The organism is Devriesea agamarum (assembly GCF_900070355.1).
In the GTDB taxonomy this organism is placed as follows: Bacteria; Actinomycetota; Actinomycetes; order Actinomycetales; family Dermabacteraceae; genus Devriesea; species Devriesea agamarum.
This window is the reverse complement of record NZ_LN849456.1, coordinates 2,089,834-2,116,644: the sequence shown is the minus strand read 5'-3', so window position 1 is coordinate 2,116,644 and position 26,811 is coordinate 2,089,834. Positions and strand designations below refer to the sequence as shown.

Sequence of the window (26,811 nt, the reverse complement as noted above, 5' to 3'; positions counted from 1 at the left end):
CATGAGCCCCCACCACCCCACGGCCCACCTGGGGACAACACAACGACCGTCGGCAGAACCCGCCACAGCCGCACCCGAGAGCACCACGAATCGAGCTACCGACCGCAACCGGCCCCGCCGAGGCGTCGAGATGCCAAACCTATTCGAGCTGCATCCAGGCACCATTTCGTTTGCCGGCGGCCTTCCCGACCTCACCGACCTGCCCGCATATGAACTCGCCGAACACATCGCCCGTCGGCTCCGGCTCGGCGCCTCAACCCTTTTGCAGTATTCGCCGCTCACCGTGCGCGGTCCCCTGACCAGTGCCATCACGGACCTCACCGCCCGCGAACACATCCCCGCCAGTGAGCATCTGATCCCCACCTCCGGTTCCCAAACCGCTTTGGTCGCCGTGGCCCGCGGACTGGCCGAACCTGGAGACGCGGTCATCTGCGAATCACCCGCCTACCCGGGGGCTAGTGCGGCCTTCCAGTTCGCGGGGCTGACCCTGGTTGACTGCCCCATCGACGAGCACGGTCTCAATCCCAACGCACTGGTTGAATGCGTGAAAGCAGCTCGGCGGGCCGGGCATCGCGTGCGTTTTGTATACACCGTACCGACCTTCCATAACCCGACCGGCATCACCCAGCCCCCTCAGCGTCGTCGCGAGCTGATGCGCGTCTGCGCCGACCTGGACCTGCTGGTAGTCGAAGACAATCCATACGGGTTACTGTCCTTCACCGACCAGACCTTCCCAGCGCTGAAATCTATCGCTCCCGAGCGGGTGGTCTACCTCGGGACCTTCTCCAAAGTGCTCGCCCCCGGGCTGCGCTGCGGTTGGATTGACCCGCCCACCTACCTGCATGATCAGCTGCGTTCTGCGACGGAAGTTCTCACCCTGTCGCCGTCGGCACTGGCCCACGACATCGTCGGGATCATCTCGCGTGAGGCGGGCTGGGACGCGCTGATTAACGGTTACCGGCAACGGTATCGAGCAAAGCACGAGAGCCTGCGTCGTGCCCTCGCTGAGAGCGCTCTGACCGATGCCGGGTGGCGGTGGACCGAACCGTCCGGAGGGTTTTACCTCTGGCTCACCGGGCCCGACGGAATCGACACCTTTCAACTCGCCGAGCGGGCCACGCAGCACCGAGTCATGTACGTTCCCGGCTGCCACTTCGCGATCAGCGAGCATCACCCGTACCGGACCTGCTTGCGTCTGTCGTTCAGCCATTGTCGCCCAGACCTGCTGGCCGACGGAGCGCGGCGACTAGCCTGCGCGCTCACCGGCGACCTGAACCACACCCACGACTCACATGACATCCAGGGCTCACACGACACCCAGGGCTCGCACGACATCCACGACGGGCCGCGGCCCCTTCCCACTGACGAAATGACGGCGCCATGAGCACCACCACCATGACGAACTACTCCCACCGTGACCCGGCCAGCGTCGGGGATGACGCGCTCAGCTCCACGCATGGTTCCGCACCCGCGATCCGGGACCTGCTGCACCGCACAGTGCCGCTTGGCACCACCCCGTGGGCAGTGTTCGGAGCCGGGTTATTGCGCAGCGCAGGCTTCTCCGCCGACGGCCTAGACCTATTACAAAGCGATGCATTAGCCAAAGCGTTAGAGGATCTGGATCGCGGCGACCTCGACGCCGACGCCTTCACCGAGCTGTTCGAGGCTGAGCGCGTGCACTCATCCAACGCGATAGCCAAGCTTTGCGCAGACCCCGACCTGTTGACCGCGATCACCTGGCAAAACCCTCAGCTCATCGACACCTGTGTCGCAAAACTCGGCCCCATCGACACCTACCCGAGGTCCAAGCGTCGCAACCGCGAGCGCGCAGTCGCGAGCTACTGGCAGCGCTATTGCAGCAAAGCCGAATCCATTGGCTATTTCGGCCCGATTTCCTGGATTCCAATCGGTCAGACCGACACGGCCTGCCTACCCACCGCGTTCTCTCGAACCCCGCGCGCCACCGTCGTCCGACTAGAGGCCTGGGCAATTAACGCGATTGCCGCCCAACTGGCTGATGCCGGAGCCCGCTGGTGGTTCCCTCCGCTGGTGCGCGTAGACCACGCGATTGACCCGGAGCACGGGATCATACGCCGGCGCTCGCTGCCGCCGCTGCGAGTGCCCGCTGCGGATCTCGCGGTGCTGAGCCTCATCGACGGAATGCGCACCGGACCGGACATTCTCACAACCTTGCGCGAGCGCCACCCCGGCCAGGAATTCACCCGGGAGATCGTCGAAAAGATCATCACCCGATACGCGCGCAAACGTTTGGTGCACTGGAACGGGGCGCTGCCGATCTCGCCCATCTCCTGGCAGCTCCTCTCCGACCGGGTCGATGCTATTGACTGCTCGGTCACTCGCATCCGCTGCCAGGAGACCTTGGCCCGGTTTAACCAGCTAATTGACCAGCTCACCGCGACCCTAACCGCAAGGCCACGCAGACACCGGGATATTCGCACGCTGATCCGTCGGCTCGATCAAGAGTTCACACAGCTCACCCAAGAGAAAGCCCAGCGCCATGAAGGTCGGGCCTATGCCGCTCGCACTATCGCCTATTTCGATTGCGACCAGGGGATTGACACCGGTATCGGACGGGATCTGCTAGAGCGTATTTCCGCCCCGCTGGACCTGGTTCTGCGCTCTGCCGATTGGTTTGCCGCAGAGCTCACCGCCCGTTACACCGAGCAGCTCACCACCCTGATCTCCTCCCGGATGAGGCCCGGACACACCCTCACCCTGGCCGACGTATGGGCGCCGTCCATGTCCCTGTTCTGGGGCGATGACACCCCCACCCTCACCGGGGTCACCGCGGAACTCTCCCAGCGGTGGAATGCCATCCTGGGCGACGCCTCTGGTCACGCCAACCGGGTGTGCATGAAATCCGCCGACATCGCCGCCGAAGTCCACCGGCAGTTCCCACTGCCAGACCACCTGATTCCGGCGATGGCTGTGCACAGCCCCGATATTCACATCCTCACCTCCTCCGCCGAGGAGATCGCTCAGGGCAACTACCAGGTGGTGATCAGCGAGCTGCATGCCTGCCTCGCCTCCTGCGAAACCCCACTGTTTGAATGGCCACTGGCCGACAGAGCAAACCTGATCGTGCGCGACGCCATCAATACCGTGCTCGGCAGCAGCAGGATCGTGCCGCTTTTCCCCGAAGCGTGGCGGCGCAACACCGGACGCACCAAACCCGCCCGGATCGGTACCTCCGAAACCGGGATCGGCTTCACCACGGCAATCCCGACTGACCCGCGCCATGTCGTTCCTGCTGGCTGTATCGAACTGCGCCCCCACGACACCGGTTTTATCGGCGTGTTCCCAGATCAGCGCACTGCCACCCTGGCGGAGCTATGGGCCGTTCCCCTCTCAATCCTCGCGTGCGATGCGTTCAAAATTGGCCTTCCCGGCTCCTCAGCTCCGCGTCTGACGATTGATGATCTGGTGCTGTTTCGGCAGACCTGGCAGGTGGGTCTAGATGACCTGTCGTTGCCCGGTCACGCCAGCGAAGCCGACGTTTTTGCCACCGTGGACCGGTGGCGCCGGGCCCACCAGCTGCCGAGCTGTGTCTTTATGAAGTTTCCCAGCGAAACCAAACCTGTCTATGTCGACTTCACAAGTCCGCTGTTGGTGTCAACATTTACCCGGCTGGTACGCCAGGAACGCCTCAGTGGAGGGTCGCGCGTCACCGCGAGCGAGTGTCTTCCTCATCCGCAGGAAAGCTGGCTGACCGACGAGCACGGGGGCCGCTACACCAGCGAGTTCCGCTTCCATGTGACCCGCAAGCACTGGGTTGCGATGGCGAAAGGCGAACCGCGATGAGCCTGCTAGCCACCGCCACTATGCCCGAACAGGCCCCCGAGCTCCCGCTGCATCCCAAGGACGGCTCTGCGCCGCCCGAAGAGCGCACCGCACTGTGCAGCGAAGGCCTGGCACTGCCCAGCGAAGATCCTGTGCCGCACCAATCAGTGACCCACACCCTGGCAACCATGGTTGGGAACACCCCGCTGATCCGACTCGATAAATTCCTGTCTACCTCCGCGTTCACGCTGTACGCGAAGCTCGAAAAATACAATCTGAGCGGCAGTATTAAAGCTCGAGCTGCCCAGATGATGCTCACCCGGGCTCTTCACGATCACCGGATTATCCCGGGCGTCACCACGGTGGTGGAATCCTCCTCCGGCAACCTCGGCATTGCGCTAGCCCAGCTGTGCACCGCCTACGGTCTTCGTTTCCATTGCGTCACCGACGTCAAGGCAACCCCGACCAATATCGCCTTGATGCGCGCCTACGGTGCGCAGGTCGAGGTGATTGAGCATCCAGATCCTGCCACTGGTGAATACCTGCCCGCACGGTTGGCCCGGGTCCACGAGATCTGCCGGACAATCCCGAATACCTGGTGGCCAAACCAGTACCAAAATCCTGATAACCCGCGTGCGCACCGCGCAACCATCGCCGAGATTCTGCGCGACGTACCCGACATCACTCACCTGGTGGTTGCCGCCGGGTCCTGCGGCACCCTGCGGGGATGTTCCGAGGAGCTTCGCCGTCTTGGCCGGGATGTCACCGTGATTGCGGTGGATTCCATATCGAGCCGGATCTTCGGGGAGCCCCTGATCGACGGCCCCCGTTACATCCCCGGACACGGAGCTGCCGTGCGCCCGCAGCTCATGGCTGACGGGCTCGCGGATTACCTCGTTCTGGTGACCGATATGGACTGTGTTATCGGCTGCCAGGAACTCTTGCGCACTGAATCGCTGCTTCTCGGTGGCTCATCCGGCGCGATTGCGACCGCCATTGTGCGGTGCGCCCGGCAGCTGGGGAGCGAACTGGCCGGGGCTCACGTCGTGGCCCTGATGCCCGATGGCGGTAACCGATACCTGGACACCGTGTACTCGCCGTCCTGGGTGCGTGAGCGCCTAGGCCCTTTGCCGAGCCCCGAGACCTGGGCGTTCTCTCTTGAGAACCCGCAGCCGATTGACCTCACTCCACAACGCCTGTCCCGAAGGAAAGCCCAATGAAAGCGCTCAATAGCGCGGATGTCGCCCGCGCCCTCTCTAGCCCCGAATTATCGACCGTCGGCACTGTGCAACACGCCTACATGATGCATAGCCTCGGCCACACCGTTGTGCCGTTCTCGTGTTTTCTGCGTCCGCTGAATCACCCCTCGGATCGCATCATCGCCCTTCCAGCTCATCTGGAGGGGGATCACGAAGCCATGGGGATGAAGTGGATTGCTTCATTTCCGAGCAATACCGAACAGGGCCAGCAGCGCGCGTCGGCTCTGTTGATCCTGAACTCCCCGGACACCGGTTATCCTCTGGCGGTTCTTGAATCCAGTCAGATCTCCATCGCTCGCACCGCGGCCAGCGGGGCTTTAGCCAGCCAGGTTTTGCACTGCGGTCGTCCCGTGCACACCGTCGGGGTGATCGGGTGCGGCACCATCAACTTGCAGACCGTGCGCGAGCTCGCGCAGCTGCACCCCGATTTGCGCACCATCGTGGTGCACGACGTTTTACCGCACCGAGCCCAAACATTCGGCGGGTTACTGGCCCTAGCGCATCGCGAGATCACCGTCACCACCGCTGATTGTCCCGCGGACGTTTTTGAAAGCAGCGATACGGTCACCATTGCCACCACCGATTCCAGCCATTCGCTAGACCTCTCGGAGCTGCCTGGTCCTGCGCATCAGGTGGTTTTACATCTGTCTCTGCGCGATCTGACGCCTCAGTCGATTCTGACCGCCGCCAATGTCGTCGATGATCCCGACCACGTGTGCCGGGAAGAGACCAGCCTGCACCTGGCCGAGAAAATTCGCGGTCACCGGGACTTCATTGATTGCTCGCTGGGCGACATGCTGTTCGGTGCCGCTGCCGTGCCCGAGGCCAAACGGATCGTGTTCTCCCCGTTTGGGCTAGGCGTGCTCGATATTGCTCTGGCCAGGGAGGTTCTCACTTACTGCCAACGTCACGGTGTCGGCGTGGATTTGGAGGGTTTCACCCCCGAGCATCACCCGGTCACCGGCGCGAGCCACGGCAACTTAGCGCCAAGCGACCTCACCTCGCAGGGAGAGTCCACACAGGACGGCCCCGCGCATGGCCACGCCGCACAAGACAGCCCCGTGCAACCCAGCCGCCCTGCGCAAGACCACTCCGCGCAAGATCACGCCGCGGATGAGGGTGAGGTGACCCGTGGCTGAGCTGATGAATCTGTTTACTCCGGGCACTGTGGCACTTGTGACCGGTTCCTCCCGCGGAATCGGTGCCGCCACCGCGGTCGCGCTGGCGAAAGCCGGGTGCGATGTCGCCATCACCTATCGCTTGCGAGCAGAGGCGGCGCAGCAAATCGCCGAGCAAGTTGAGGATGCGGGCAGGCAGGCCCTGGTCTTGAACCTGGACACCGCTGATGATGCGAGCGTACTCGCCGCCTTCCGCGCGGTCCGAGAGCGTTTCGGACGCCTGGATGTGAGCGTGCTCAATTCCGGGATCACCTCTGACGGTCACGCCGCCACGATGAGCACCCGCAAATGGCACGACGTCATCGACACTAATCTCACCGGCACATTCCGATGCGCTCGCGAATCCGTAAAGGCCATGTACAGCAGCGGCGGCTCCATTGTGGTGATCAGTTCCACCAGCGGCATCGCCGGTCGCAGCGGACAGATCAACTACGCCGCCAGCAAAGGCGGATGCATCGCCCTGACCAAAACCCTCGCGCTCGAAACCGCCAGCCGAGGCATCCGCGTCAACTGCGTGGCTCCGGGTTTCATCGACACCGATATGGTCGCCAAATTGTCAGCCTCTTCCCGCGAACAGGCAGCCAGCGCCATCCCACTGGGACGACTTGGAACCGCCAGCGAGGTTGCCCAGTGCGTCACCTTCTTAGCCAGCCCAGCCGCCTCCTATGTCACCGGCAAGGTGCTCACCGTGGATGGCGGCATGATCACCGGCTGACTTGACGCTCTGTCGCTGCCCATCCGAACCAACCAGAGCACCCAGCGCGATCCCGACAGAGCTGAGGCGAAAGAGCTGAGCCGACGAGGCCGCAACCGGCCCATCGCCCCTCGAACCCATCACCGTTTCACCACCGAAAAGGACCCCATATGTCTACATCACATCTCAATGCCGCCTCTATTCGCGACAAAGCCGAGCAGCGAATGGCGACGAACTGGAAACTCAAAAACAACATCATTAACAGCCTGGGCCTAGAAACTAGCCCTGACATCATTTCCGATAATCAACCTCTATTTGGACGAGGTTTGGAAATGGATTCGCTGGACACCCTCGAAGTCGTGGTGATGGTCAATAACGAATTCGGGGTGTCGGTAAGCGATGACGATTCCCAAGCCTTCGGTTCCATTAACGCAATGGTCGACCACATCGAACGCAACACTCCCGCATCATGACCTCCGTATCGCTACCCCTACGAGAAAGTTCGACCCAGGGACCTGCCAACCAAGATAGGTACGCCCAGAAAACATGCCCACAAACAGGGGACACATCGCAGCAGCTATATTCCTATTCCAGCGACGACATTAAGCAAATGCTGCCGCATCGTTGGCCCATGCTCATGATCGACCGCGCTCACAATGTCCACCCCGGGCTGAGCGGCGAAGGAATTAAGGCCGTCTCCATTAACGAGCCGTATTTCGCCGGCCACTACCCCGATCATTCGATCATGCCCGGGGTGATGATTGTTGAAGCCCTCGCACAGCTCATCGCGGTGATCTATATCGCCGAACACAAAGAAGCCGCAGCGAAAGCCACCGAGCAAAGCGCCCGGCAGACAACCCATCAGGTCACCGGGTCACCCGATGACGGCGCCACGTCTTCACAGCTGAGCCAACACGTCGGCTATTTGGGATCCATCAACAAGATGAAGTTCTCACGGCTGGTTGTGCCCGGCGATGTTTTGAACCTGTCTGCCCGGCTCGGCGCACGATATTCCGGTCTGCGCGAAGCCCAGGTGCGGGCGACCGTGGATCGCAAGGTGGTTGCCGCAGGAACACTCATCGTGACCGAGCGACTCGGTTAACACCCGCGAAAGAACACCACGATGGTCATTATTAGGGATTACCGGGAAAGCGATGCTCCCGCCGTCGCCGATCTCTTTACCTCCCACGCCGACAACCCGAATCCGGTGAGCAGCGGCGTCACAGCACAGCAGTTTCATCGGGAAATTACCGACCGGGGCCCATATTGCTTTCTCCTGGCCTGTGACGATGACCGGGTTATCGGCACGATCGGAGTATTTCGCAGCAATGGCCGACGCACCGCACACCCCGGTGAAGGCATTGCCGACATGTTTTTCGTAGCCCCGCGCTATCGCCAATCAGTGGTCACAGGACGATTGTTCAGCGAGGCCTCTGACTGCATGCTGCGCGAAAAACTCAGCGTTCTCACCCTCACCGTCAACCCGGCAAATACGGCGGCCCTGCGGGTCTATCGACGGGTTGGGTGCGTGTGCATCGACCATCCTCAGCCGGGAGCCGACGGCAACGTGCAGCTGGCGAACTTCATCCCGCTGATTGTGCGCGCCATAATCGACGATCTCGACGATGACATGCGTGCTGGTCTGCGTTCGCTCACCGCGTTCGGGGGCCTGACTACACGGCTAAGCAACCAGCTCCAGCCGGACACTTTTTGGGATCGCGGACGGCGCTCCGTGCGCTACCACCTCGGTCTCGGCGCCGTTCAGGTGCGCGCTGTGGTGGATGTCGATGCCGCCACGGTGACCACGGCAGAACTCGAACTGGCCAGCGGTGATACCCGGCCCGTGGTGCTCACCAACCCACCTGCCCGACCCATCGCCACCCCTGGCGAGCACACCCATCACCGAGGAGACTTCGCTTTGAGAGTCTCCGCCGCCGATGGCACCGTCACTCTCACACACCGGCACATCGACGGTCCATTGATGCAGTGGGCTCTGCCCGCTCATGTCCCCCATCGGGCCGGCGGCTGGCGCGAGTGCAATCCTAGGCCGCTCACCATCGCACGCGTACCCAACGGATTCGTCATCACTCAGCACGATCGGGCGGATCAGGAACATCGGGACGCGCCGGAGCACCGGGATGCACAGGAAGACCAGAGGGCACCGGAAGACCGGGGGCAGGAACCGTGCGACCTGTCGTGCCGCATAGAGCTGGGGGCGAATACCGTCACCCACACTATCCACGGTCTTCCGGATGCCCCGGTGCGGATGTTTCAGTGGGTCGGAGTGCGCCAGGGTTGGTTGACCGTCGGTGCCATCGAGCCTCTACCCACGTCAACGCCCACCTCTGACCAGCACATATCCCCGTCTCTTTGCCCTGTCGGCGACGATGTAGCCGTTCCCGACGCAAGCGAAATGCCCGCCGCGGGCACTGCTCTACCCCCGAATTGCGTGATCACCTGGTACGACAGCGACGCTCGCCCCGTGGCATCCACCGCTGGCCCCGCCGATACCCTGGTGCACTCGCATTTGCTGGATCGGCGTCTGCGCACTGACCGAACCGGCACGGTTCACCTGAGCACGTCGATCATGCTGTGCGACGCAACCGAGCAACGGCCGTCAGCCCCGAACAATAGTGAACCCACGGCAATACCCGTAGCAGCCGAACCCGCACCCGAGCTCGCACAGGAAAAGTTCACCGTGGATGCCGGCTCCCACGCGGTGACGCGATGGATAGTCAATGGCCGATCTGTGGTGCGCTCTGCGCCGTCGCGACGCCGAGCCTTCGCATGCAACCCCGTCTGGTCCCACGGCATCTGGACCAGCCAGGAAATTTCCCGCCAGGACAGGCGACACGGGATCGGTTGGGGTCTGCGGCCCGCGGAGGATGACCCCGACGCCATCATCCCCCAGCTTCGACACCGTGTCGGCGATAACGGGCCAGGCTGCCACGACCTCACCGTGCTAGCTCCACCCATTTTTATGCCCACTTTTGCGCCTGCACCCGCACCTGTACCTACACCTGCTCCTACACCTGCGCCCGCACCTGTACCAGTAACGGTTACCGCCAGCGAGAACGTCCTCTGGGTCACCCCGCGTCATCGAACTGGCGGACGCATCGTGTTCCCCGGCCCGTCCGGCCTATGGTCGCTGACCGCATCGAGACGCTGGCAGCGCTGGACCTGCGGCGTCGCCGTCGAACTGGATGCCGGATTCTGGTTCCAGATCGGGCCCGCACCGGGTTATCACGACGCGTTGAGCCCGGAAATCCTGGTGCGTTCGACCTCGTCGGGGCTCCTGATCGGTTGCGTCAGTCGGGCCATCGGGCCCGACGCACCCATGACCTGGCGGCTTCGTATAACTGGCGCCCCGACGGGGCCCTGCCAAACGGTCCGGCTCCTCGAGCAATCCCATACCGACCAGCTTCCCGCGGCCCTAAACCCGGAAGCTACGCAACCGGTCCATACTCGCCCCTCACAGTTCACCCAATATCCGGTCTCGGATAGCTCACTCCCCCACCGAAAGGATGACTGATGACCAGTCAGACCGATTACCAGGTTATTCGCCAGTCCACGGCCGTCCACCCGATTGAGACTCCGCTCGTGCGCATTGTCGGCGACGAACGGCTTGATTTTTGCGATGCGTTACTGTCGCGATCCAGCGAATTCATGGATCCCGACACGACGCATGAATGCCTGGCGTTGACGTCCGAGGGCGAGCCTTTCGCCATCTTTGCCCACCTGGAATTGACCGATGAATCCTGGTTGTTGGCGCGTACACCGGTCAGCGCCGATGAGGTCCAGGATTACCTGTCAGATATCCCGGTGCCTGACGGCGTGATCTGGGAGGTGAGCCCGTCCGGATGGGGCGCGGTCGCGTTCCAGGGCCCCTCCGCGTGGAAAGTTGCTCAAACATTCCTGGATTTCGATATCGCAGGACTCCCCCTGCACGGCATTACCGATATCTCTCTGCCGGAGAGCACTCTGCCAGAGAGTGCTTCGCCGGAGACCAGCGCGTCTGGCTCGGCCCTATCCGCACCGGGAGGATGTACCGGTGACACAGATGCGCGCGCGCATCTAGTGCGAATCTCCACCACCGGTGAATACGGCTATGTTCTGCTGAGCAATGCGCCCCACAGCGCCACCGCCATCGTCACGGAACGGGCCAGGCAGCACGGCGGCGATGTGGTCGGCATCGACGGGCTCGCCCGGGTCGAAGCAGAAGCCGGGGTTCCCTATTACCGGATGGGCGTGCACGGACTGAACGTCAACCAGCTGGACCTCTCCTGGATGGTGGATTGGAAGCGGCTCGGTGATTTCCGCGGGTCGCAGCATCTCACCCCGCCCACTCAAAACCAGGCCAAGCTGGTACCGCTGGTCGCCGCCACCGGAACCACGCTGCCTGAGGGCACGCCGGTGTGCGCCGGGGAGGAAGGCATCGGAGAGATCGTCTACCAGAGCCCGTCCGCGAACCCCGACGAAGAACTGTTCTTTGCCGTGGTCGAAGCCCCGTTCTGGGTGCCGGGTCTAGATCTCACCGCGACTGGACCCGACGGTGACCAGGGCCTGATAACCGTGTCACTGCCCCGTGTGCTGTCACGATCCGCCACCGAACCGATGGGCTGAACCATGCCTCACCACGCCGACGCTCTCCCATGCGGCAACGCTCTGCCTACCAACAGCACTCTTCGCGGCGGCAACACCGTTGAGAACACTGCTGACAACACCGTCGCGGTCACCGGTATCTCACTGGTCACCGCCAACGGAGACGACACCGACACCAGCTGGCGCAATATCTGCGCGGGACAGTCGGGCATTGTCACGAACACGTTGTTCGACACCTCGGATCTGCTCACCACCTGGGCCGGAATGATTTCCACCGCGCAGGATCCCGAGATCGACCGCTGCTACGCCCTGTCATCTACCGCGGTGGACCAGGCACTGCACAGCGCCGACCTCCGCCTGAGCCATTGTGATCCCAGCCGGATCGCCGTCATCGTCGGATCCAGTCTCGGCGCGATGCCCACCCTGCAACGCGCCCACGCTCGCGCCATCCGCGACGGTGACATCGACGATGAGGCGGCGCTGACCTCCCAGTTGCACTGCGTCGCCGACCATATTGCTACCCACGTCGGCGCCAAGGGTCCACGAGCGGTGACCTCGAACGCCTGCGCAGCCGGTGCCATCGCCATTGGATTTGCCGCCGAGATGCTGTGGGCCGGGGACGTCGACGTGGTGATCTGCGGAGGTGTTGACCCGCTAGCATCGCTGAGCTCCTACGGCTTTTCCTGCCTTGGCGCTTTAGACCCCAACCCGTGCAGCCCCATGTCGGCCTCGACCGGTCTCACACTGGGTGAAGGGGCAGGTTTCCTGATCCTCGAACGCCACGCCTTCACCCGCGAGCGCAACGCCCACTCGCTCGCGGTGATCGCCGGGTATGGCACCAGCTGCGACGGCTACCACCAGACCGCACCCGACCCCAGCGGACAGGGTGCCTACCGTTCCATGAGTGCGGCCTTAAACTGCGCGGGACACACACCCGACCAGGTCGATTACATCAACCTGCACGGAACCGGCACCCCCACCAATGATGCCGTCGAACCCAAGGCCATTAGCCTGCTATTTGGCGATCAGCCCCGCCCTCCGGCCAGCTCCGTGAAGTCCAGCCTCGGCCATACGCTGGGTGCCGCGGGCGCCATCGAAACCGTGTGCACCGTGCTGGCCATTACCCAGCAGATGCTTCCACCGACCATTAATACTCGCGACCTGCCCGCCCCGTCGGGTCTCGATATCGTCCCGGACAGCGGACGGCCTGCCCGAGTGGCAACGGCGATGTCGAACTCGTTCGCCTTTGGCGGTAACAACGCGTCCATCGTGGTGTGTTCACCGGACCAGCGCATCGAAACTCCGGACCCCACCAGGCATGACGCGGTTATTACCGGGGTGGGGGCACTCGCGGGTTCAATCATCGGTTGCCGGAAACTGGCCTCGTTGATGGCCGGGTACATGGATCGTGATGGAGATGGCTTCGACCCTGCCCTGGTCGGGGGTCGAGCCGATCTGAAACGGGCGGTCCGTGGTGTTAACCCGGCCAAGGCGCGCCGTCTGGACCCGTTGTCTATCGTGGCGGCAGCGAGCGTTAACGATCTGTACTCAGAGTTCGGCAAGCTCACCCGAGTCCATGCGGAAACCACCGGGATCGTGTTTGCTACCGGATACGGCCCGGTGTCTGCGCTGCTCGAATTTGATCACGGCATCATCACCTCGGGTATCCAGGGAGCAAACCCGCTGGTCTTCCCCAATACTGTGGTGAACGCGGCCGCCGGGCACCTGGCAGTGCTGAACCGCTACCGGGGCTACACCGCCACCATCGCCTCCGGAGGGACTAGCTCTGTGATGGCGCTCGATCTGGCGAGCCGGGTGATTCGACGTGGCGGAGCCGAACGGATCATGGTGGTCATCGCCGACGAGTTCCCGCCGCTAGCGCTAGAGGTCGCCGCCCAGCACAACTCCCGGCACGGCACGGGCACCGGGGTAAGGGCACCGATTTCTGACGGGGCCGTGGCTGTTTTGGTGGAGTCACGAGCCGCAGCCACGGAACGGCAGGCCCGCATTCTCGGCACCATCCGCGGATTCGGCGCAACCGGCCAGCTGACGGGCCTGGGTCGCACCGGCGACGACGGTCACAGATGGGGGCAGGCGCTCACCACTGCGCTGACCCGCGCCGAGCTCAAAGCCGACCAGATTGGCACCGTGATTTCAGCGGCTCACGGGAGTGGCCAGGTAGAAGCAGCTGAAGCCCAAGCATTCCAGGACGCGGGTCTTCGTGGGAGACGGGTATTCAGCCCGAAGACGGTTTGGGGAGATACCCAGGGGTCTTCAGCTGGTTTAGGTCTCGCTGCGGCGCTGCTGGGCACCGACCAGGCTAGCCCGATTCTGCTGTCCTCATATGCCTTGGGCGGAGCCTACGCCGCCATGGTGATTGACGGGCCATGCTCAGCTTAAGCGGTGTCATCGACTGTGTGACGGTTCGCCAGTCCGGTCAGCATCGCGACCAGTTTGGCCATCACACCAGCGGAGGTGGACGCTACCTGCTCCAAACCGTCGCGACCGCCCGGGGTGTGCCCGCTGGTGAGATCCTCACCCGTGACCCCGATCAACGCTGGTGGTGGCCGGGTGCAGGAATGCATGGATCGGTGTCGCACTGTGGCCGGTGGGGTGGGGTGGCGCTGTCTGATCACCACATCGGTATCGACCTACAGGATCACCGTCATCGTCCGGCTGCCCTCGGTTATCTCGCCGAGATTCTGCGCCTCCCGGCCCACCAACCCGCCACCATCGCCCAGTTCGCCGAATCCGAAGCGCTCATCAAAATGTCTGGTCTCAGTGTCGAGGACTTTCGCGACGTTCAGCTCCCTGGATGGACGTCCGGATGGCGGAAGGTACAGGGCGTGGGCTGGGTACAGAGCCGCCCGTGCGACGTAGGCGTTCTCGCCCTCGCCGCCGCCCAGCCTGAGCCGGTGCGTTGGTGGTCCGGCACTCTTAACCGCCGCCTCGGCCTGCGTCTTGAACCCACACCGATCCCATCGGAAGGACTGCTCACGTGTCCGTGACCCACACCGATACCCCGCGTGACCGCGATATCCCGTATTACCGGCGCAAGATTTCCTCCACCGAGCGCGGGTACCTCAACGCTGCCACTCAGGGATCGCATCCGGTGATTAACCTGGTCATAGACGGTGTCGGTGAGCTGTCCGCGAAGCGGTTACAACCGGCCGTCGCGATCACCGCGCAGGCTAACCCGGGTCTGAACGTGGTGCGCCGGGGCGCATTCTGGGTGGAGTCCGACCTTGTGCCGGTCGTCACCGAGCACTGGATGGGCGCTGGACCTAGGGATGATGCCGACTGGACCTGCGCCCCGTTCATGCACCAGCCCTTTGACCCGGTGCGCGGGCCACTGTGCGCCCTTCACATCATTCACCAGCCCCACGGGGTCAGCCTGGTGGTTCGGGCAAGCCATCTGATCACCGACGGGCGCGGGCTCGAACACTGGACCGCCGAGCTTTTTCGGGTCCTGCGCGGCGAAGACCTCGAAGGATCCCGACACAACACGCTCACCGAGCAGGATTACGCGGATGCTGCCCGCCAGCGTAAGGCCGTGCCCGCCCCGGTCAGTGGGTCGCTGATGTGTCCGTCACCGCTGCGTTCCAATGGCCGGTCCCCGCGCGATCAGCTCACCTGGTACCGCCTCACCACCCCTCATACTGCGTCGGCGATGACGGCTCGCATGATGGAGGTGCTCGCAGGTTTCCTAGTCGGGCCGCAAGCACGGGTTTTCATCCCGGTGGATCTGCGTCGCCACGACCGCCGGTCTGCGTCCACCGCAAACCTGAGCGTCCCGCTCTACCTGGATATCGACCGCGATACCCGGTGGCGCTGCGCTTATGGAATGCTGCTGCAGGCGCTTTCCCGGGGCGCTGAGCTGGCATCGGTCACCTCTGATTTCCGACGCACAAACCCCGTGGCACGTACCATCCGGCAGGCGCAAGATGTCGGGCGCGATGGGCGTTTCCCCTGCCTAGCGATTATTTCCGACCACGGAACGGCCAGGCTGGCTGATTACACCTGTGCATCGTTCACCGCCACCGGAATGCACACCCTGCCGATGCTGGTGCCGTACGCCGCAATGTTCATCAGTTCCTACACCATCCCGGGTAGGGGCACTGACCTCACCCTCGCCTGCCGGCACGACGATGACGCCGAGATCGCTCGCGCGATCCTGTCCGCCATTGCGAACCACATCGCAGCGGCTGACACCACTGACACCGCTGGCCCCGCGGTGGCCGACCAGCCCGCGACAACCTCCACGGCTGCAGCTACCTCCATGGCTGCAGCAACTTCCATGGCTGCGGCACCTTCCACGGCCGCGCCGAGCTCAATGGCCGCAGCGAGCTCAACGACTGCCCTGAATCCCGCTCACTGATTGCGAGAGCCACGTGACCACCACGTCTTCCGACACCACCACTGCCAACACCGCCGTCGCCGGCCCCAATCCCGCGGCATGCGCCGTCGGCACTGCATCCGCCGTTGGTCCTGCATCCGCCGTCGGCACTGCATCCGCCGTCGGGCCTGCACCCGCTGCCGGTCCTACGGACATCGACGGCGCTAGGTCTGGCCCCATCCCCACCACTGGCGCCAGCCCCACAGGTGAGGAGCCCAGTACCATGACCTCCTCGGGGACCACAACCGCCACCCTCGTCATCGCCATGGCCGGATCGTTCATCGCCATGCTCGACACCACCATCGTGAACGTGTCACTGCACGCCACCGCCGAATCATTCGGTTCCATCGGGTCCATGCAGTGGGTGCTGAACTCGTATCTGATGGCCTTCTGCGCCACCATGACGCTGACATCCTGGCTGGTCCATCGCTACGGTGCCGGACAGCTTTTTACCGCCGCGCTCGTAGTGTTCGGGCTGAGCTCACTGGCGTGTTCACTGAGCCCATCGCTGTGGTGGCTGGTTGCTTTTCGCGCCGTCTCGGGATCAGCCGCCGGGATCCTGACCCCGGTCGCCATCATCTTGATCACCCAGGACATCCCGAAACAATTCCTGGGCAAAGTGCAGTCACTGAACGGGACGGTCTCCTGTATCGCTCCTTTAGTTGGCCCGACCATCGGTGGGTTGCTGATTGCATTCGCCGGGGGCTGGCGTGCCGTGTACTGGGTTAACGTTCCCTACTGCGCCATCGTGGTGGTCGCCGCGCTGCGGCATCTTCCCCGACGCGACACCTCGCATCGCCCCGCCCGAAGTTTGGATGTTTTTGGGCTGGTCACCGGCATAGGCACGGTGCTGGGTTGCGTCATCGTCATTAACTCGCTCGCGCACCATCCGCTCTCAATCGGGGAGGTCGGCGCAACCAGTGCGATCACACTCGTGTTCGCAGCTGTGTTCGTCTACCGGGAATTGCATGCCAAGCACCCGCTGATGGACCTTCGCCTGCTGCGAATCCCGGTTTATACCTGGTCAGCGATCAACGTGTTCTTTTTGGGGTTCATCCTGTATGCACCGATGGTCATCATCCCGCTGTACCTCGAAGCTGGACGCGGTAACAACACCATCGTTACCGGCCTGCTGCTGTCCATCAGTGGTGTCGGCGTGCTGCTTTCCGCCATTCTCTGTCCCCGGATGATGGCGAAAATCGGGGGTGGAATGACCATGATCGTTGGCATCGCGCTCACCATTGCGGCAACGATTCCACTGGTGCACCTGTCGGCGACGACGTCTTACACCCTGCTTATGATCATCTTGATTATCCGGGGCGCAGGTGCCGGGCTGACAATCGTCCCCGCCATGACGCGTGCCTTTGAATCTATTCCGCGCGAATCCATCGGTGAGGCATCTCCTCAGCTCAACCTCGTGCAGCGGCTCGGTGGCACGTTGGCGGCAACCATCATCATGGTCGTCCTACAGACCCTTTCCGTTCGCAACCACGGGCTGACCCCGCATGTTTTTGCGGCATCCAGCTGGTGGCTGCTCGGCGCAACGGCACTGTGTGCGGTGCCCGCGGGGATACTCGCCGCGGTCGAGAAGCGACACCACGGATAGACGATGCGATACCTCAGATAGATGACAACACCATAGGTAGGTGACAGCACCGCAGATAGTTGGGCTGTGCCACAGGTAATTAGGTGGCACCGCACGTAGCTGGATGGATGATGACGGCTATCTGATCGCGGCATCCCCGCGCCCATCCCGTATATAAAAACCTGCCGTGGGGGACACACTTTGTACGTGTCCCCCACGGCAGGTTTCGAGGGTAATCCGTGAGAGGTCAGAGTCTGTGAGCCGGAAGCTCGCTGATGCGTGAACGCATCAGCGGCTTCTCGGCCTCACCGGCTCCGAGTCCAGTCTCAGTCATGCAGATCGTCTCAGGCCAGAACGGCAGTGCCTACCTGCTCGTTCATCGCGGCGGCCAGCTGCGGGGCTTTCAGGCCCGCTACCAGATGCCAGACGGTCGGCGAGATCTTCACGGCACCGGGCAGACCAGCTGCGCGCAGAGCGTCCTGATCCAGCTTTGAGCCGTCCTTCAGTTCCACCCGCAAACGAGTCTCGGCAACCGCATCGACCTTCACCAGGTTCTGCGCGCCACCGAGAGCCGCGAGCCACTCGGTGGCCTGCTTCGCCTCGGCCTCGTCCACGGCGATGGCGGCGGGAGCAGCCGCAGCGGACTCCTCCTCAGTGTCAGCCGAAGCACCAGCCTTGGCGGCCTTGATCTCAGCGCGCTGTTCCGGGGTGCGGTAGTCCACGAAGATCACCAGCAGCATGGCGGTGAAGAACGCAACGGCGATACCGATCGCGTACAGCGGGATATTGTCGAATGCGGGGATGGTCAGCAGCGAGGTAAATACGAAGGCGCTGGTCTTCACACCGCCGCCAATGCCGATGACGATACCGCCGAGGAGGCAGCCCACCAGCATGAGCGGGTAGATCCGCTTAAAGCGCAGGTGAATACCGTAGAGCGACGGTTCGGAGATACCACCGAGCAGACCCGCGGCGAGGGCACCGGTTGCGGTCTGACGCATCTGCATGTCGCGGTCGCGCCAGGACAGGACCAGCACACCGGCGGTGGCACCGAAGCAGGCGAAGTTCCATGCACCCATGGGGCCCTGAATGAAGTCGTATCCGAGGGTCTGGATGTTCAGCAGCATGATGGCGTTGATCGGCCAGTGCAGACCGAGCGGCACCATGAAGGGGTAAGCCAGCGGCACGATAATCGCAAACACGAATGGCGACAGCGAGTTCACCCACTGCAGTGCGTCGGCGACGGCGGCACCTGCGTACACGCCGATGGGGCCGATCAGGAAGGCCGTCAGCGGCAGCATGATCAGCATGGCGAAGAATGGCACGAAAATCAGCTGCAGGTTGGCGGGGATGATCTTCTTTAGCAGCTTGTACAGCAGACCGAGCAGCGCCGCCATGAGCAGCGGCGGGAACACCTGCGAGCTGTAGTTGAAGATGGTCAGCGGCACGCCGAAGATGTCGATCAACGTCACCTTGGAGCCGAGGAACTCCGTGGTGTGCGCTGCGGGGGATTCACCGAGTTTCGAGAAGCCCGGCAGCATTACCAGTGCCATGATCGCGAAGCCAACCCATGGGTCAGCTTTCAGCTTCTTAGACGCGTTGTAGGCAACCATCAGCGGCAGGAAGATAAAGACCGACTGCCACAGAAGGTTCATGAACTGCCACGACGGCGGCAGGTCGGTACGAGGGTCGGCCCAGTTCCCGATCACGCCCAAGGTACTCATCAGGGACATGAACGTGATGAACAGCGACGCACCGAGCAGGGCGCCGATGATGGGGCGGAACGAGTCCGACAGGAACTCGAAGAACGAGTCCATAAAGGCGAAGCGTCCGCGCGGACCGCCAGCACGGGCGGCCGCCTTCACTTCGGCGTCGGTCAGCTGTTTGGGAGCTGACATTTCGGGAAGTCGCTGAATCTCGTCAAATACGTTCTGAACGGCGCCACCAATGATGACCTGGAAGCGGTTTCCGCCCTGGGGCACAGTGCCCATGACGCCCTGGATTGCCTCGACCTGCTTCGCGTCCACCACGGAGGAGTCCCTGAGTTGGAAACGCAGGCGGGTAGCGCAATGGGTCAATCCCTGAATATTCTCAGGACCACCGACTGCCTTGACGATGTCTGATGCGGTGTTACTCATCTTTATCCTATTTTGGCCGGGTGTCACGCAACGTCAATAGGGACGAGAGCGCGCACTTCTGCTGGGGTTGCGCAGGAAGCGGCCTTGCGGGCCAGATCCTTGCACTGGGTCATTGAGTAGGCCCGCACCATCGATTTGATGGACGGGATAGCGGGGACGGAGCAGCTCAGCTCGTCCACGCCGAGCCCGAGGAGGATCGGGACAGCCTGGGGATCCGAGGCGATACCGCCGCAGACTCCGAGCCATTTACCGTGTGCGTGCAGAGCCTCGGCCGCGTGACCGATCAGGGTCAAAACGGCTGGGTTGCACGGGTCAAGCTGAGGGGCGAGTTTGGGGTGCCCCCGGTCCATCGCGAGCGTGTAGCTCGTGAGGTCATTGGTGCCAACGCTGAAGAAGTCACAGCCTTCTTCCTTGGCGAACTGGTGTGCCATCACGCCGACCGACGGAACTTCCATCATGATGCCAACCGACACCTTGGTGGTCACTCCGCTCTTGTCGCGCTCTTCGTCGAAAATCGCTTTGGCGGCGCGCCATTCCTCGATGGTCGAGATCATCGGGAACATCACGTGCAGGTCGGCGCCGGAGTTGGCCGCGGCGAGGATCGCGCGGATCTGGGTGCGCAACACCTCGGGCTGTTCCAGGCCGAGGCGCACCCCACGTACGCCGAGGAACGGGTTTTCTTCGGCGGGCATCGGCAGGTAGCTAATCGGTTTGTCGCCGCCGACATCGAGGGTGCGGATCACCAGCGGCTGGCCGAGGGTCAGGGCGCGCGAGCAGTCGGAGTAGATCTTGGCCTGCTCAGCTTCGGTCGGGGCGGTGGTGCGGTCCATGAACACGAACTCACTGCGCAACAGACCGACACCCTCAGCACCCATGGTCATGGCCTGGCGGGCGTCCTCAACGCCACCGATATTGGCGACCACCTGGACGCGGTGTCCGTCGGTGGTGATGGCGGGATCGTCTTTGCGTGCCTCATCGGCAGCCTTTTTCTCCTCGATCCGCTGCTGACGGACGCGAATCTCTTCGATTTCAGCGTCGGACAGGTTCATCCGCAGAGTGCCCTTGGTGCCATCCAGCACCACCTTGGCGCCGTCGGCGATGGTCAGAGCGCGGGCTTCGATCCCCGCCACGGCAGGGATGTCGAGTGACCGGGCGATGATCGCCACATGTGAGGAGGCACCGCCGCCGGTGGTGGCGAATCCGACAACCTTGGTGCGGTCCAGCTGTGCGGTGTCGGACGGGGTGAGGTCTTCAGCGATCAGGATGCTGCCCGCTGCGAGGGTCGGGGCTTGGGAGCGCTGACCGGTGAGTTCACCGAGCACCCGCTGGCCTACGTCGCGCACGTCGGTTGCCCGGCCCGCCAGGATTTCATTGTCGAGTGCAGCCAGCTGTTCAGCAAAGCTGGTGAACGCGGCCCGCCACGCGAACGGCGCGCTCTTGCCCTGTTCAATGCCGTTCAGGGCAAGCTCTTCGAGCGCCGGGTCGCCCAGGATTTCCTGGTGAGCTGCGAAAATGGCAGCCTTGTCGGCTGAGGCTTCCCGCTCCAGACGGTCCTGCAACTGTTTCAGCTCACCCATCGCATGATCGATAGCGGCGGTGAGTTTGCTCTTCTCAGCCTCGGGGTTATCGGCGTGTTCGACAACTTCGATCTCTTCGCGGCGCAGCTGCACCACGGTGCCAACACCGAGGCCCGGGGAGGCGGAGACACCGATCAGGAGGTTCGGATCGCCAGACAGCGGCTTTGCCGGTTCCTCAGCCGCTTTGGGAGCGGGGGCAGCTGAGGTGTCGGCTGCAGCGGCAGCAGTGGCCGCGACGGGGGCGGCAGCAGGTGCATCGGATGTGCTTGCACCGTCCAGGGGCGGGCAGTCCTCGCCGAGCCCTTCTTTAATGGCCTTGACGACCTCGGTCAATGCGGTCTGCGCGTCGGATCCGCGCGTGGAGACAGTGATGGTTTCGCCGCGGCGCACCCCGAGTGCCATCACGGACACAATGCTCTTCGCGTCAGCATCGTCAGATCCGCGGTGCAGGTGGATGTCGGCGTTGAAGGTTTTGGCGAGGTTCGCCAGCGTGGCGGCGGGGCGCGCATGCATGCCGGTCGGGTTCGGCAGCTGGACGTCCTCGGAGAGAACTTCCTGTTCACCGGCGCTCTGCGCGGCTTGGGCAGCGTCCACGGCCAGGGTGACCTCGGCGGCAACGTCTTTGCCGGCGGTGACCATACCGGTGCGCGGGCGCAGCTCGGAAATGCGGTCGGAGTTGGTAATCACGACCTGGGTGAGCAGGCTCTTGGCTCGGGTTGCGACCTTGTCTAGGTCGACGTCAATGAGTGCATCACCCACACTCACCCGATCACCCTTGGCAACCTTGGGCGTGAAACCTTCACCCTTCAGCTTCACGGTATCCAGGCCGATGTGCATGAGCACTTCCAGGCCTTCGTCCGAGCGGATGGTGATGGCGTGGCCTGACGGTTGCAGGTCGACAACTTCACCGCTGACGGGAGCTACGAGCTCGCCGCTCAACGGGTCAATTGAGAAACCATCGCCCACCATTTTCTGGGCAAATACGGGGTCCGGCACCTGCTCAATGGGCATCATGATGCCCGTCAGGGGTGCCTTGATCCTGATCTGGGTGGCATTCATTGGGTCACTCACCAGCGTCCCTCCTCTTCAGCGACAAAGAGGATGGGTGCGACCCTGCCAGAGGCGTATGTCCAACCCATCCCGTGAACCCACGGCAATCGGGTCCGCACCTAGTGTGAGGCCATTCCCGTGGGACCGCGCACCTAAAATTAGTGGATGTGCGCTTTATAACATGATAGCCAAAGCGCCCTGCACATTCGCCCTGCACACGTGTTCGGATCTGCATCCTAAACACGTGTTCGGCACCTGCCAAGGCTTGACATAATCGCAGTTACCGAGGCGTGAACTTTGTCTGGACATAGTGGTTGGCTCGGGGTTAGCGGCAAGGAGGATGGAGCTCCGGGCGTTTCTAAGGTGTTTCTCTAGGAGTGCGACTCCCGAATTTCGATTGAACCGAGGGTGATGAAGTGGAGAAGTGGGAAGCTCAAACGGTTCCGTGGTAGTGCCGTTTCCCAAGGGTTTCAGTCACCCGGGTTTTCAGTCGCCAGGGCTTCCAGTCGCCGCCCGCCCACGACATCTTGTTTCCAATAACTAAATACTGGCAGCCCCTACCCTTCCCGTTTTCCCCATATGTCCCGCACACCGGTCTACGCCGCTACTTTGTGAGCGGCCTTGATCGTCGAGGGTTCTGGCCACTAGGACGGGCATGGCTTCCCGCCCCACCATTAATGGCCCAGAGGCACCTTCAGCTACCTACGCCGACACCGGCAAGCGCAAAAGACCTACAGGAGGATAACCAGGTGGCATGCAACAGCACAAAAGCCCTCCTGGATACATAACCGACCATGGGAAGCACGACGGGGCCGCCTCGCATCGCCGACTCTACGCACACCACCATGATCATTTATGTGTCTAAGGCGTCGAGTGGAATCGTGACCCGCCAAACATCTAGTCAACAAATTCCCTAAACCCGGTTCACACACGCTTTCACGGGAATAAGCTTCTGTCATCGCCATGATAACCAAGCTCTCACGAGGTGGGACGACTATACCACTATACTCAGGCAGGACTACTCCGAATGACCTCGATGACAAAATTAGAAACCGTTTCCTGGGAACAGGCCAGGGCTGAAAAATTGGCCACGATGAGCGACGAAGAACACGCCAGATACGCGGAAGCCACCACCATCGCGGAAGCGCGACTACATATTGTTGAAATGGTCTATAAGGCCCGCATAAATGCAGGTCTCACGCAAACTGAGCTCGCCCGACGTGCAGGCACTCGCCAAAACGTCATCTCAGCTATCGAAAATGGTGCGCAGGTACCCGGAGGGGTAATGCTTGTACGCATTGCCCAAGCTGTCGGCGGAGTATTAGAGATCCGGATTAAAGACTGAAATCTGCTTACCAGCCGAACGTATTTTTAGGAATTATTTTCATGATCTTTAGTACGAGGCACAGTAAGCAGACCACTGGCTCCTAGCGTACGAACATCCACACCTTGGCATCGATCATTGAAAGCCAACCTCGGCACACATTTGAAGATACGTCCAATCAGATGGAACCGCTTGGACTCGTCACAAAATATTGCACATGGAGACTACGAAGGGAGACCACACCACCCCACGGATTGTGCAAGCTATCTTCGCAGAAGCCAGCCCTACGCCTCCAACGGCGCAATCGCCACATGCGCCGAAGCCTCGCCGGGAACAATTAACGGGGCAATAGAGACCGCCCGTGCCTGTGGTGCGTCGAAACGCGTAACGCGATTGTCGATAATTTCGACCAGCAGCGGGTCAATCGCGAGACCCCAGCCAACCGCTTTCAACACTGCTTCTTTGGCCGTAAACGCCTCTGCGGCATCCCCTCGAGAATGCAGCCGTGCTCGTTCCTGCGGGGTCAGCACAATGCGCATCACCGGGTCCTCTGCGCCAGTAAAAGGCAGGGAAAAAGACTTGTGCATTTCAACGTCCACCCCCACCTCGAACCCCATCGCAAAAGCGACCACCACTAAGTGCCCGCTGTGCGATATCGATACCTCGGGTAGATCCGGTGGACCCGCGGGATCCGATGTCCAGGCGAACCGAGGTTTCCGCTCTCCTACCTCGTCAACCAAACGACTAAACCGCAGGTCATGAGCCGAATCGCCGAGTATTTGGCGTGCCATGCAGGCGACCAGAGCCCGACCGGTGACGAAGCGCCGCACATCCTCCTCGCGGCGGTATGCCCGCATTCGACGTAGGTCGTCGGGCAGAAGACGTAGCCAGGCGGGCGGGCTCGCCGACAATAATCCGTCGGCTATCGCAATAGTGACCGTGACAAAACTGCCCGGCATCGCCCCCCAACTCGCCCGCGCCGCGACCGAGCTACTTACCGCCCCCGTCTCGACCGAACGACCTACCGCCCCTGCTGCAATCGCGTCGACTCCTCCGCCGGTCCGGCAGGCTTCAGCCATCCGGACACCCTCAATGCTCCCCCACCCGCGTGGACGGCGGCATCGGTTCCCAGACCAGGAATAGTTCTCGGATCGGGGAGCTGGACCGTCTGACGCAAGATCCTCACCTGCGCGGACGCAAGGTCTTCGGAGAACGGCATCCTCATGACATGAGCCCGTCACGGTTGCCGGTCCGATCATCCATTCGGTTAGCGTATGCCGCAACTGTGCCGTTTTCGATTCGATACACCGTGCTGAGCCGGTCGAGAGTGCTCTCTCGATGAGCCACCACGATCACTGTGCGCGAAGCCGCCAGTTGATCGAGCGCGGTTTCCACCAGTTCAGCCACCGCCGGGTCAATGTCTGAGGTGGCCTCATCGAGCACAATGACGGGGCTGCCGCGAAGCACCACCCGGATAAGACCCACCAGCTGCCGTTCCCCCGCACTCAGCACTGATCCGGCACCCACCGGGGTGAGCAGGCCATCGGGGAGACTCGTGAGCCAGGATTTAAGTCCGAGCACAGCGCAAGCCTCGCGCAATGTGTCGTCATCGGCCTGCGGTGCAGCCAGTCTCAGCTCATCGGCCAAGGTGCCCGGCCCGAGAATCACTTCCTGAGGAACAAACGACACCAACTGGGCCCGCTCGTGCGGGGTGAGCGTTGACAGGTCGATGCCGCAGCAGCGCACCCGACCCGCCTGCGGCTCATAAAGCCCGGCGATCAGCGTAGCGATGGTCGATTTTCCGGCGCCGGACGGGCCCGATAGCCCGCATCTCGCACCGGCAGCGATGCTGAGCGACAGTCCGCGCAGCACCGGTTCGGTGTCGTACCCGAACCACACGCGGTCGAGTTCAACGGCGGGCGTACCCGCCTCGTCAACATCGGGTGTGCGCGACGCGGTAACCCGGTCCACATCCGGCACGGCACCTTGGCCCTCATCTCGCACCGCGCCCCGGTCCGTATCTCGCGTTGCCACTTGGCCCGCAGCTCGCATAGCCTCCCGGCCCGGATTTCGGGCCACAGTCCGGCCTACACCTCGCACCGCACCCCGGCCTCGACCTCGACCTCGGCCTCGATCTCGCGACGATGCCCGGCCCCCGCCTTCCTGCTGGCGCCGGTCGGACCCATTGGTGCTCGCCTCAATGAGCTCGTGCACCCGAGCCGCACCCGTTAAGACTTCTTCGATGTGGCCGACCAGCGTGACCAGATCCGAGAACCCCGCGAAAAGCGTGACGCTGGCCAGCACAAATGTGACCACCACGCCCACGGTCACCATGCCCTGCGCTACCAGGTAGGACCCGACAGCGATCAGAACCACCATCGTCAGGCCCTCAATCACGGTGGTGGCACCCACCCACCGGGCGAGCCTCACCGTCCGTAGCTGCGCCGACACCGCATCCTGGTTCAGCTGCGCTGCCCGGTTCGCGTGGCGCTCACGAGTGATCTCGGGGGCTGAGGCGAGCAAAGAGCGCACCCGAAAACTCTCAGCTAAATCCGCAGCTACCTGGGCTTCCGCCTGTGCCTCCGCACCAAAAGCGGTAGCCGCTTGCGAACGGAACCGATGCATCACATAGAGCGAAGGCGGAAGAAACACGCCCAGCAGAACAACCACCAGGATCCACGACTGGGTGGCCAGCACGATCACGAACAGCACCACGGTCGCAACCGTGACAACCAACCCTGCCAAAGACTCGCGTACAAATGCCGACAGCGCCGACACCTCCGCTGTGGAGCGTTGCAAGAGCTCACCTGTGCGGTGACGCTCAATAAAGCGCAACGACACCGTCGCGAGCCGGTGCGCGACCGTGTCTCGGACATCGCGCACCAGATACTCACCCGACGCAGCAAGCTGCGCCCGGCTGAGTGCCGACAGCACCACCTGCCCGAGTGCCAGGGCAACCCCGATCACCCCGAACATCACCACCCGCTGCCGGTCTCCGTCTAGGAGAGCATCGGTGAGGCGTCCAACCACCACCGACGGCAAGGTCGCAGCGAAACTCCCCAGCACAGCGAGCGCTACTGCCCCCGCAATCAAAAAACCGTGGGGTTTGGCAAATCGCCACGCAGCCCGGGCCACCCCGCGCCGTGACGGATTATCCGCCAGTGTGGTGACCTGCGCGGTCTTGAGATCTGTCGCATCAGAGTTTGTCAT

General features: G+C 62.7%; 18 protein-coding genes. 14 read left to right on the top strand and 4 right to left on the bottom strand.

Annotated elements, in window-relative coordinates:
* Position 1: 1 nt before the first annotated feature.
* The 13 genes from BN1724_RS09000 (at position 2) to BN1724_RS08940 (ending at position 17,536) form a co-directional block, all read left to right on the top strand.
* Positions 2-1,384 (top strand): aminotransferase-like domain-containing protein, encoded by a 1,383-nt coding sequence (locus tag BN1724_RS09000; RefSeq protein ID WP_197671783.1) that lies wholly within the window; start codon positions 2-4, stop codon positions 1,382-1,384.
* On the top strand, positions 1,381-3,822 hold the full coding sequence (locus tag BN1724_RS08995; protein WP_058235081.1) for a lantibiotic dehydratase: 2,442 nt from the start codon (positions 1,381-1,383) through the stop codon (positions 3,820-3,822). The genes BN1724_RS09000 and BN1724_RS08995 overlap by 4 nt, the downstream gene beginning before the upstream one ends.
* Positions 3,819-5,021, top strand: a complete 1,203-nt coding sequence (sbnA, locus tag BN1724_RS08990; RefSeq protein WP_197671782.1) for a 2,3-diaminopropionate biosynthesis protein SbnA — start codon at positions 3,819-3,821, stop codon at positions 5,019-5,021. Before BN1724_RS08995 ends, sbnA begins: the two co-directional genes overlap by 4 nt.
* Positions 5,018-6,199 carry a 2,3-diaminopropionate biosynthesis protein SbnB gene (sbnB, locus tag BN1724_RS08985; protein ID WP_084252925.1) on the top strand — a complete coding sequence of 394 codons (1,182 nt, stop codon included), beginning with the start codon at positions 5,018-5,020 and terminating at the stop codon, positions 6,197-6,199. Before sbnA ends, sbnB begins: the two co-directional genes overlap by 4 nt.
* Positions 6,192-6,953, top strand: a complete 762-nt coding sequence (locus BN1724_RS08980) for an SDR family oxidoreductase (RefSeq protein ID WP_231928208.1) — start codon at positions 6,192-6,194, stop codon at positions 6,951-6,953. The genes sbnB and BN1724_RS08980 overlap by 8 nt, the downstream gene beginning before the upstream one ends.
* Positions 6,954-7,102: 149 nt before the next feature.
* The gene (locus BN1724_RS08975; protein ID WP_058235080.1) at positions 7,103-7,405 is read left to right on the top strand and encodes an acyl carrier protein; all 303 of its coding nucleotides are present in this window, start codon (positions 7,103-7,105) and stop codon (positions 7,403-7,405) included.
* Positions 7,402-8,034, top strand: a complete 633-nt coding sequence (gene fabZ, locus BN1724_RS08970) for a 3-hydroxyacyl-ACP dehydratase FabZ (RefSeq protein WP_084252924.1) — start codon at positions 7,402-7,404, stop codon at positions 8,032-8,034. The genes BN1724_RS08975 and fabZ overlap by 4 nt, the downstream gene beginning before the upstream one ends.
* A gap of 21 nt (positions 8,035-8,055) precedes the next feature.
* Positions 8,056-10,464, top strand: coding sequence for a GNAT family N-acetyltransferase (locus tag BN1724_RS08965; RefSeq protein ID WP_058235079.1), 2,409 nt, complete (start codon positions 8,056-8,058; stop codon positions 10,462-10,464).
* Positions 10,464-11,555, top strand: coding sequence for a hypothetical protein (locus BN1724_RS08960; RefSeq protein ID WP_058235078.1), 1,092 nt, complete (start codon positions 10,464-10,466; stop codon positions 11,553-11,555). Before BN1724_RS08965 ends, BN1724_RS08960 begins: the two co-directional genes overlap by 1 nt.
* Positions 11,556-11,558: 3 nt before the next feature.
* Positions 11,559-13,934: a beta-ketoacyl-[acyl-carrier-protein] synthase family protein gene (locus BN1724_RS08955; protein WP_084252923.1), complete on the top strand. Its 2,376-nt coding sequence runs from the start codon at positions 11,559-11,561 to the stop codon at positions 13,932-13,934.
* Between the two features lie 17 nt (positions 13,935-13,951).
* Positions 13,952-14,542, top strand: coding sequence for a 4'-phosphopantetheinyl transferase family protein (locus BN1724_RS08950; protein WP_172797107.1), 591 nt, complete (start codon positions 13,952-13,954; stop codon positions 14,540-14,542).
* The gene (locus BN1724_RS08945) at positions 14,533-15,912 is read left to right on the top strand and encodes a hypothetical protein (RefSeq protein ID WP_058235076.1); all 1,380 of its coding nucleotides are present in this window, start codon (positions 14,533-14,535) and stop codon (positions 15,910-15,912) included. The genes BN1724_RS08950 and BN1724_RS08945 overlap by 10 nt, the downstream gene beginning before the upstream one ends.
* Before the next feature lie 13 nt (positions 15,913-15,925).
* Positions 15,926-17,536 (top strand): MFS transporter, encoded by a 1,611-nt coding sequence (locus tag BN1724_RS08940; protein ID WP_197671780.1) that lies wholly within the window; start codon positions 15,926-15,928, stop codon positions 17,534-17,536.
* A gap of 323 nt (positions 17,537-17,859) precedes the next feature.
* Here the strand turns inward: BN1724_RS08940 and BN1724_RS08935 are convergent, their stop codons facing one another.
* Positions 17,860-19,650 (bottom strand): PTS transporter subunit EIIC, encoded by a 1,791-nt coding sequence (locus BN1724_RS08935; RefSeq protein WP_058235075.1) that lies wholly within the window; start codon positions 19,648-19,650, stop codon positions 17,860-17,862.
* Positions 19,651-19,673: 23 nt separating this feature from the next.
* Positions 19,674-22,298, bottom strand: a complete 2,625-nt coding sequence (ptsP, locus tag BN1724_RS08930) for a phosphoenolpyruvate--protein phosphotransferase (protein WP_231928207.1) — start codon at positions 22,296-22,298, stop codon at positions 19,674-19,676.
* A 1,006-nt stretch (positions 22,299-23,304) separates the two neighbouring features.
* Here ptsP and BN1724_RS08925 point away from each other — a divergent pair.
* Entirely contained in the window at positions 23,305-23,622 is a 318-nt protein-coding gene (locus BN1724_RS08925; RefSeq protein WP_231928206.1) for a helix-turn-helix domain-containing protein, read from the top strand.
* 263 nt (positions 23,623-23,885) lie between these two features.
* Here BN1724_RS08925 and BN1724_RS08920 read toward each other — a convergent pair whose 3' ends face one another.
* Positions 23,886-24,680, bottom strand: a complete 795-nt coding sequence (locus tag BN1724_RS08920) for a 4'-phosphopantetheinyl transferase family protein (protein ID WP_058235073.1) — start codon at positions 24,678-24,680, stop codon at positions 23,886-23,888.
* 142 nt (positions 24,681-24,822) lie between these two features.
* Positions 24,823-26,811, bottom strand: coding sequence for an ABC transporter ATP-binding protein (locus tag BN1724_RS08915; RefSeq protein WP_058235072.1), 1,989 nt, complete (start codon positions 26,809-26,811; stop codon positions 24,823-24,825).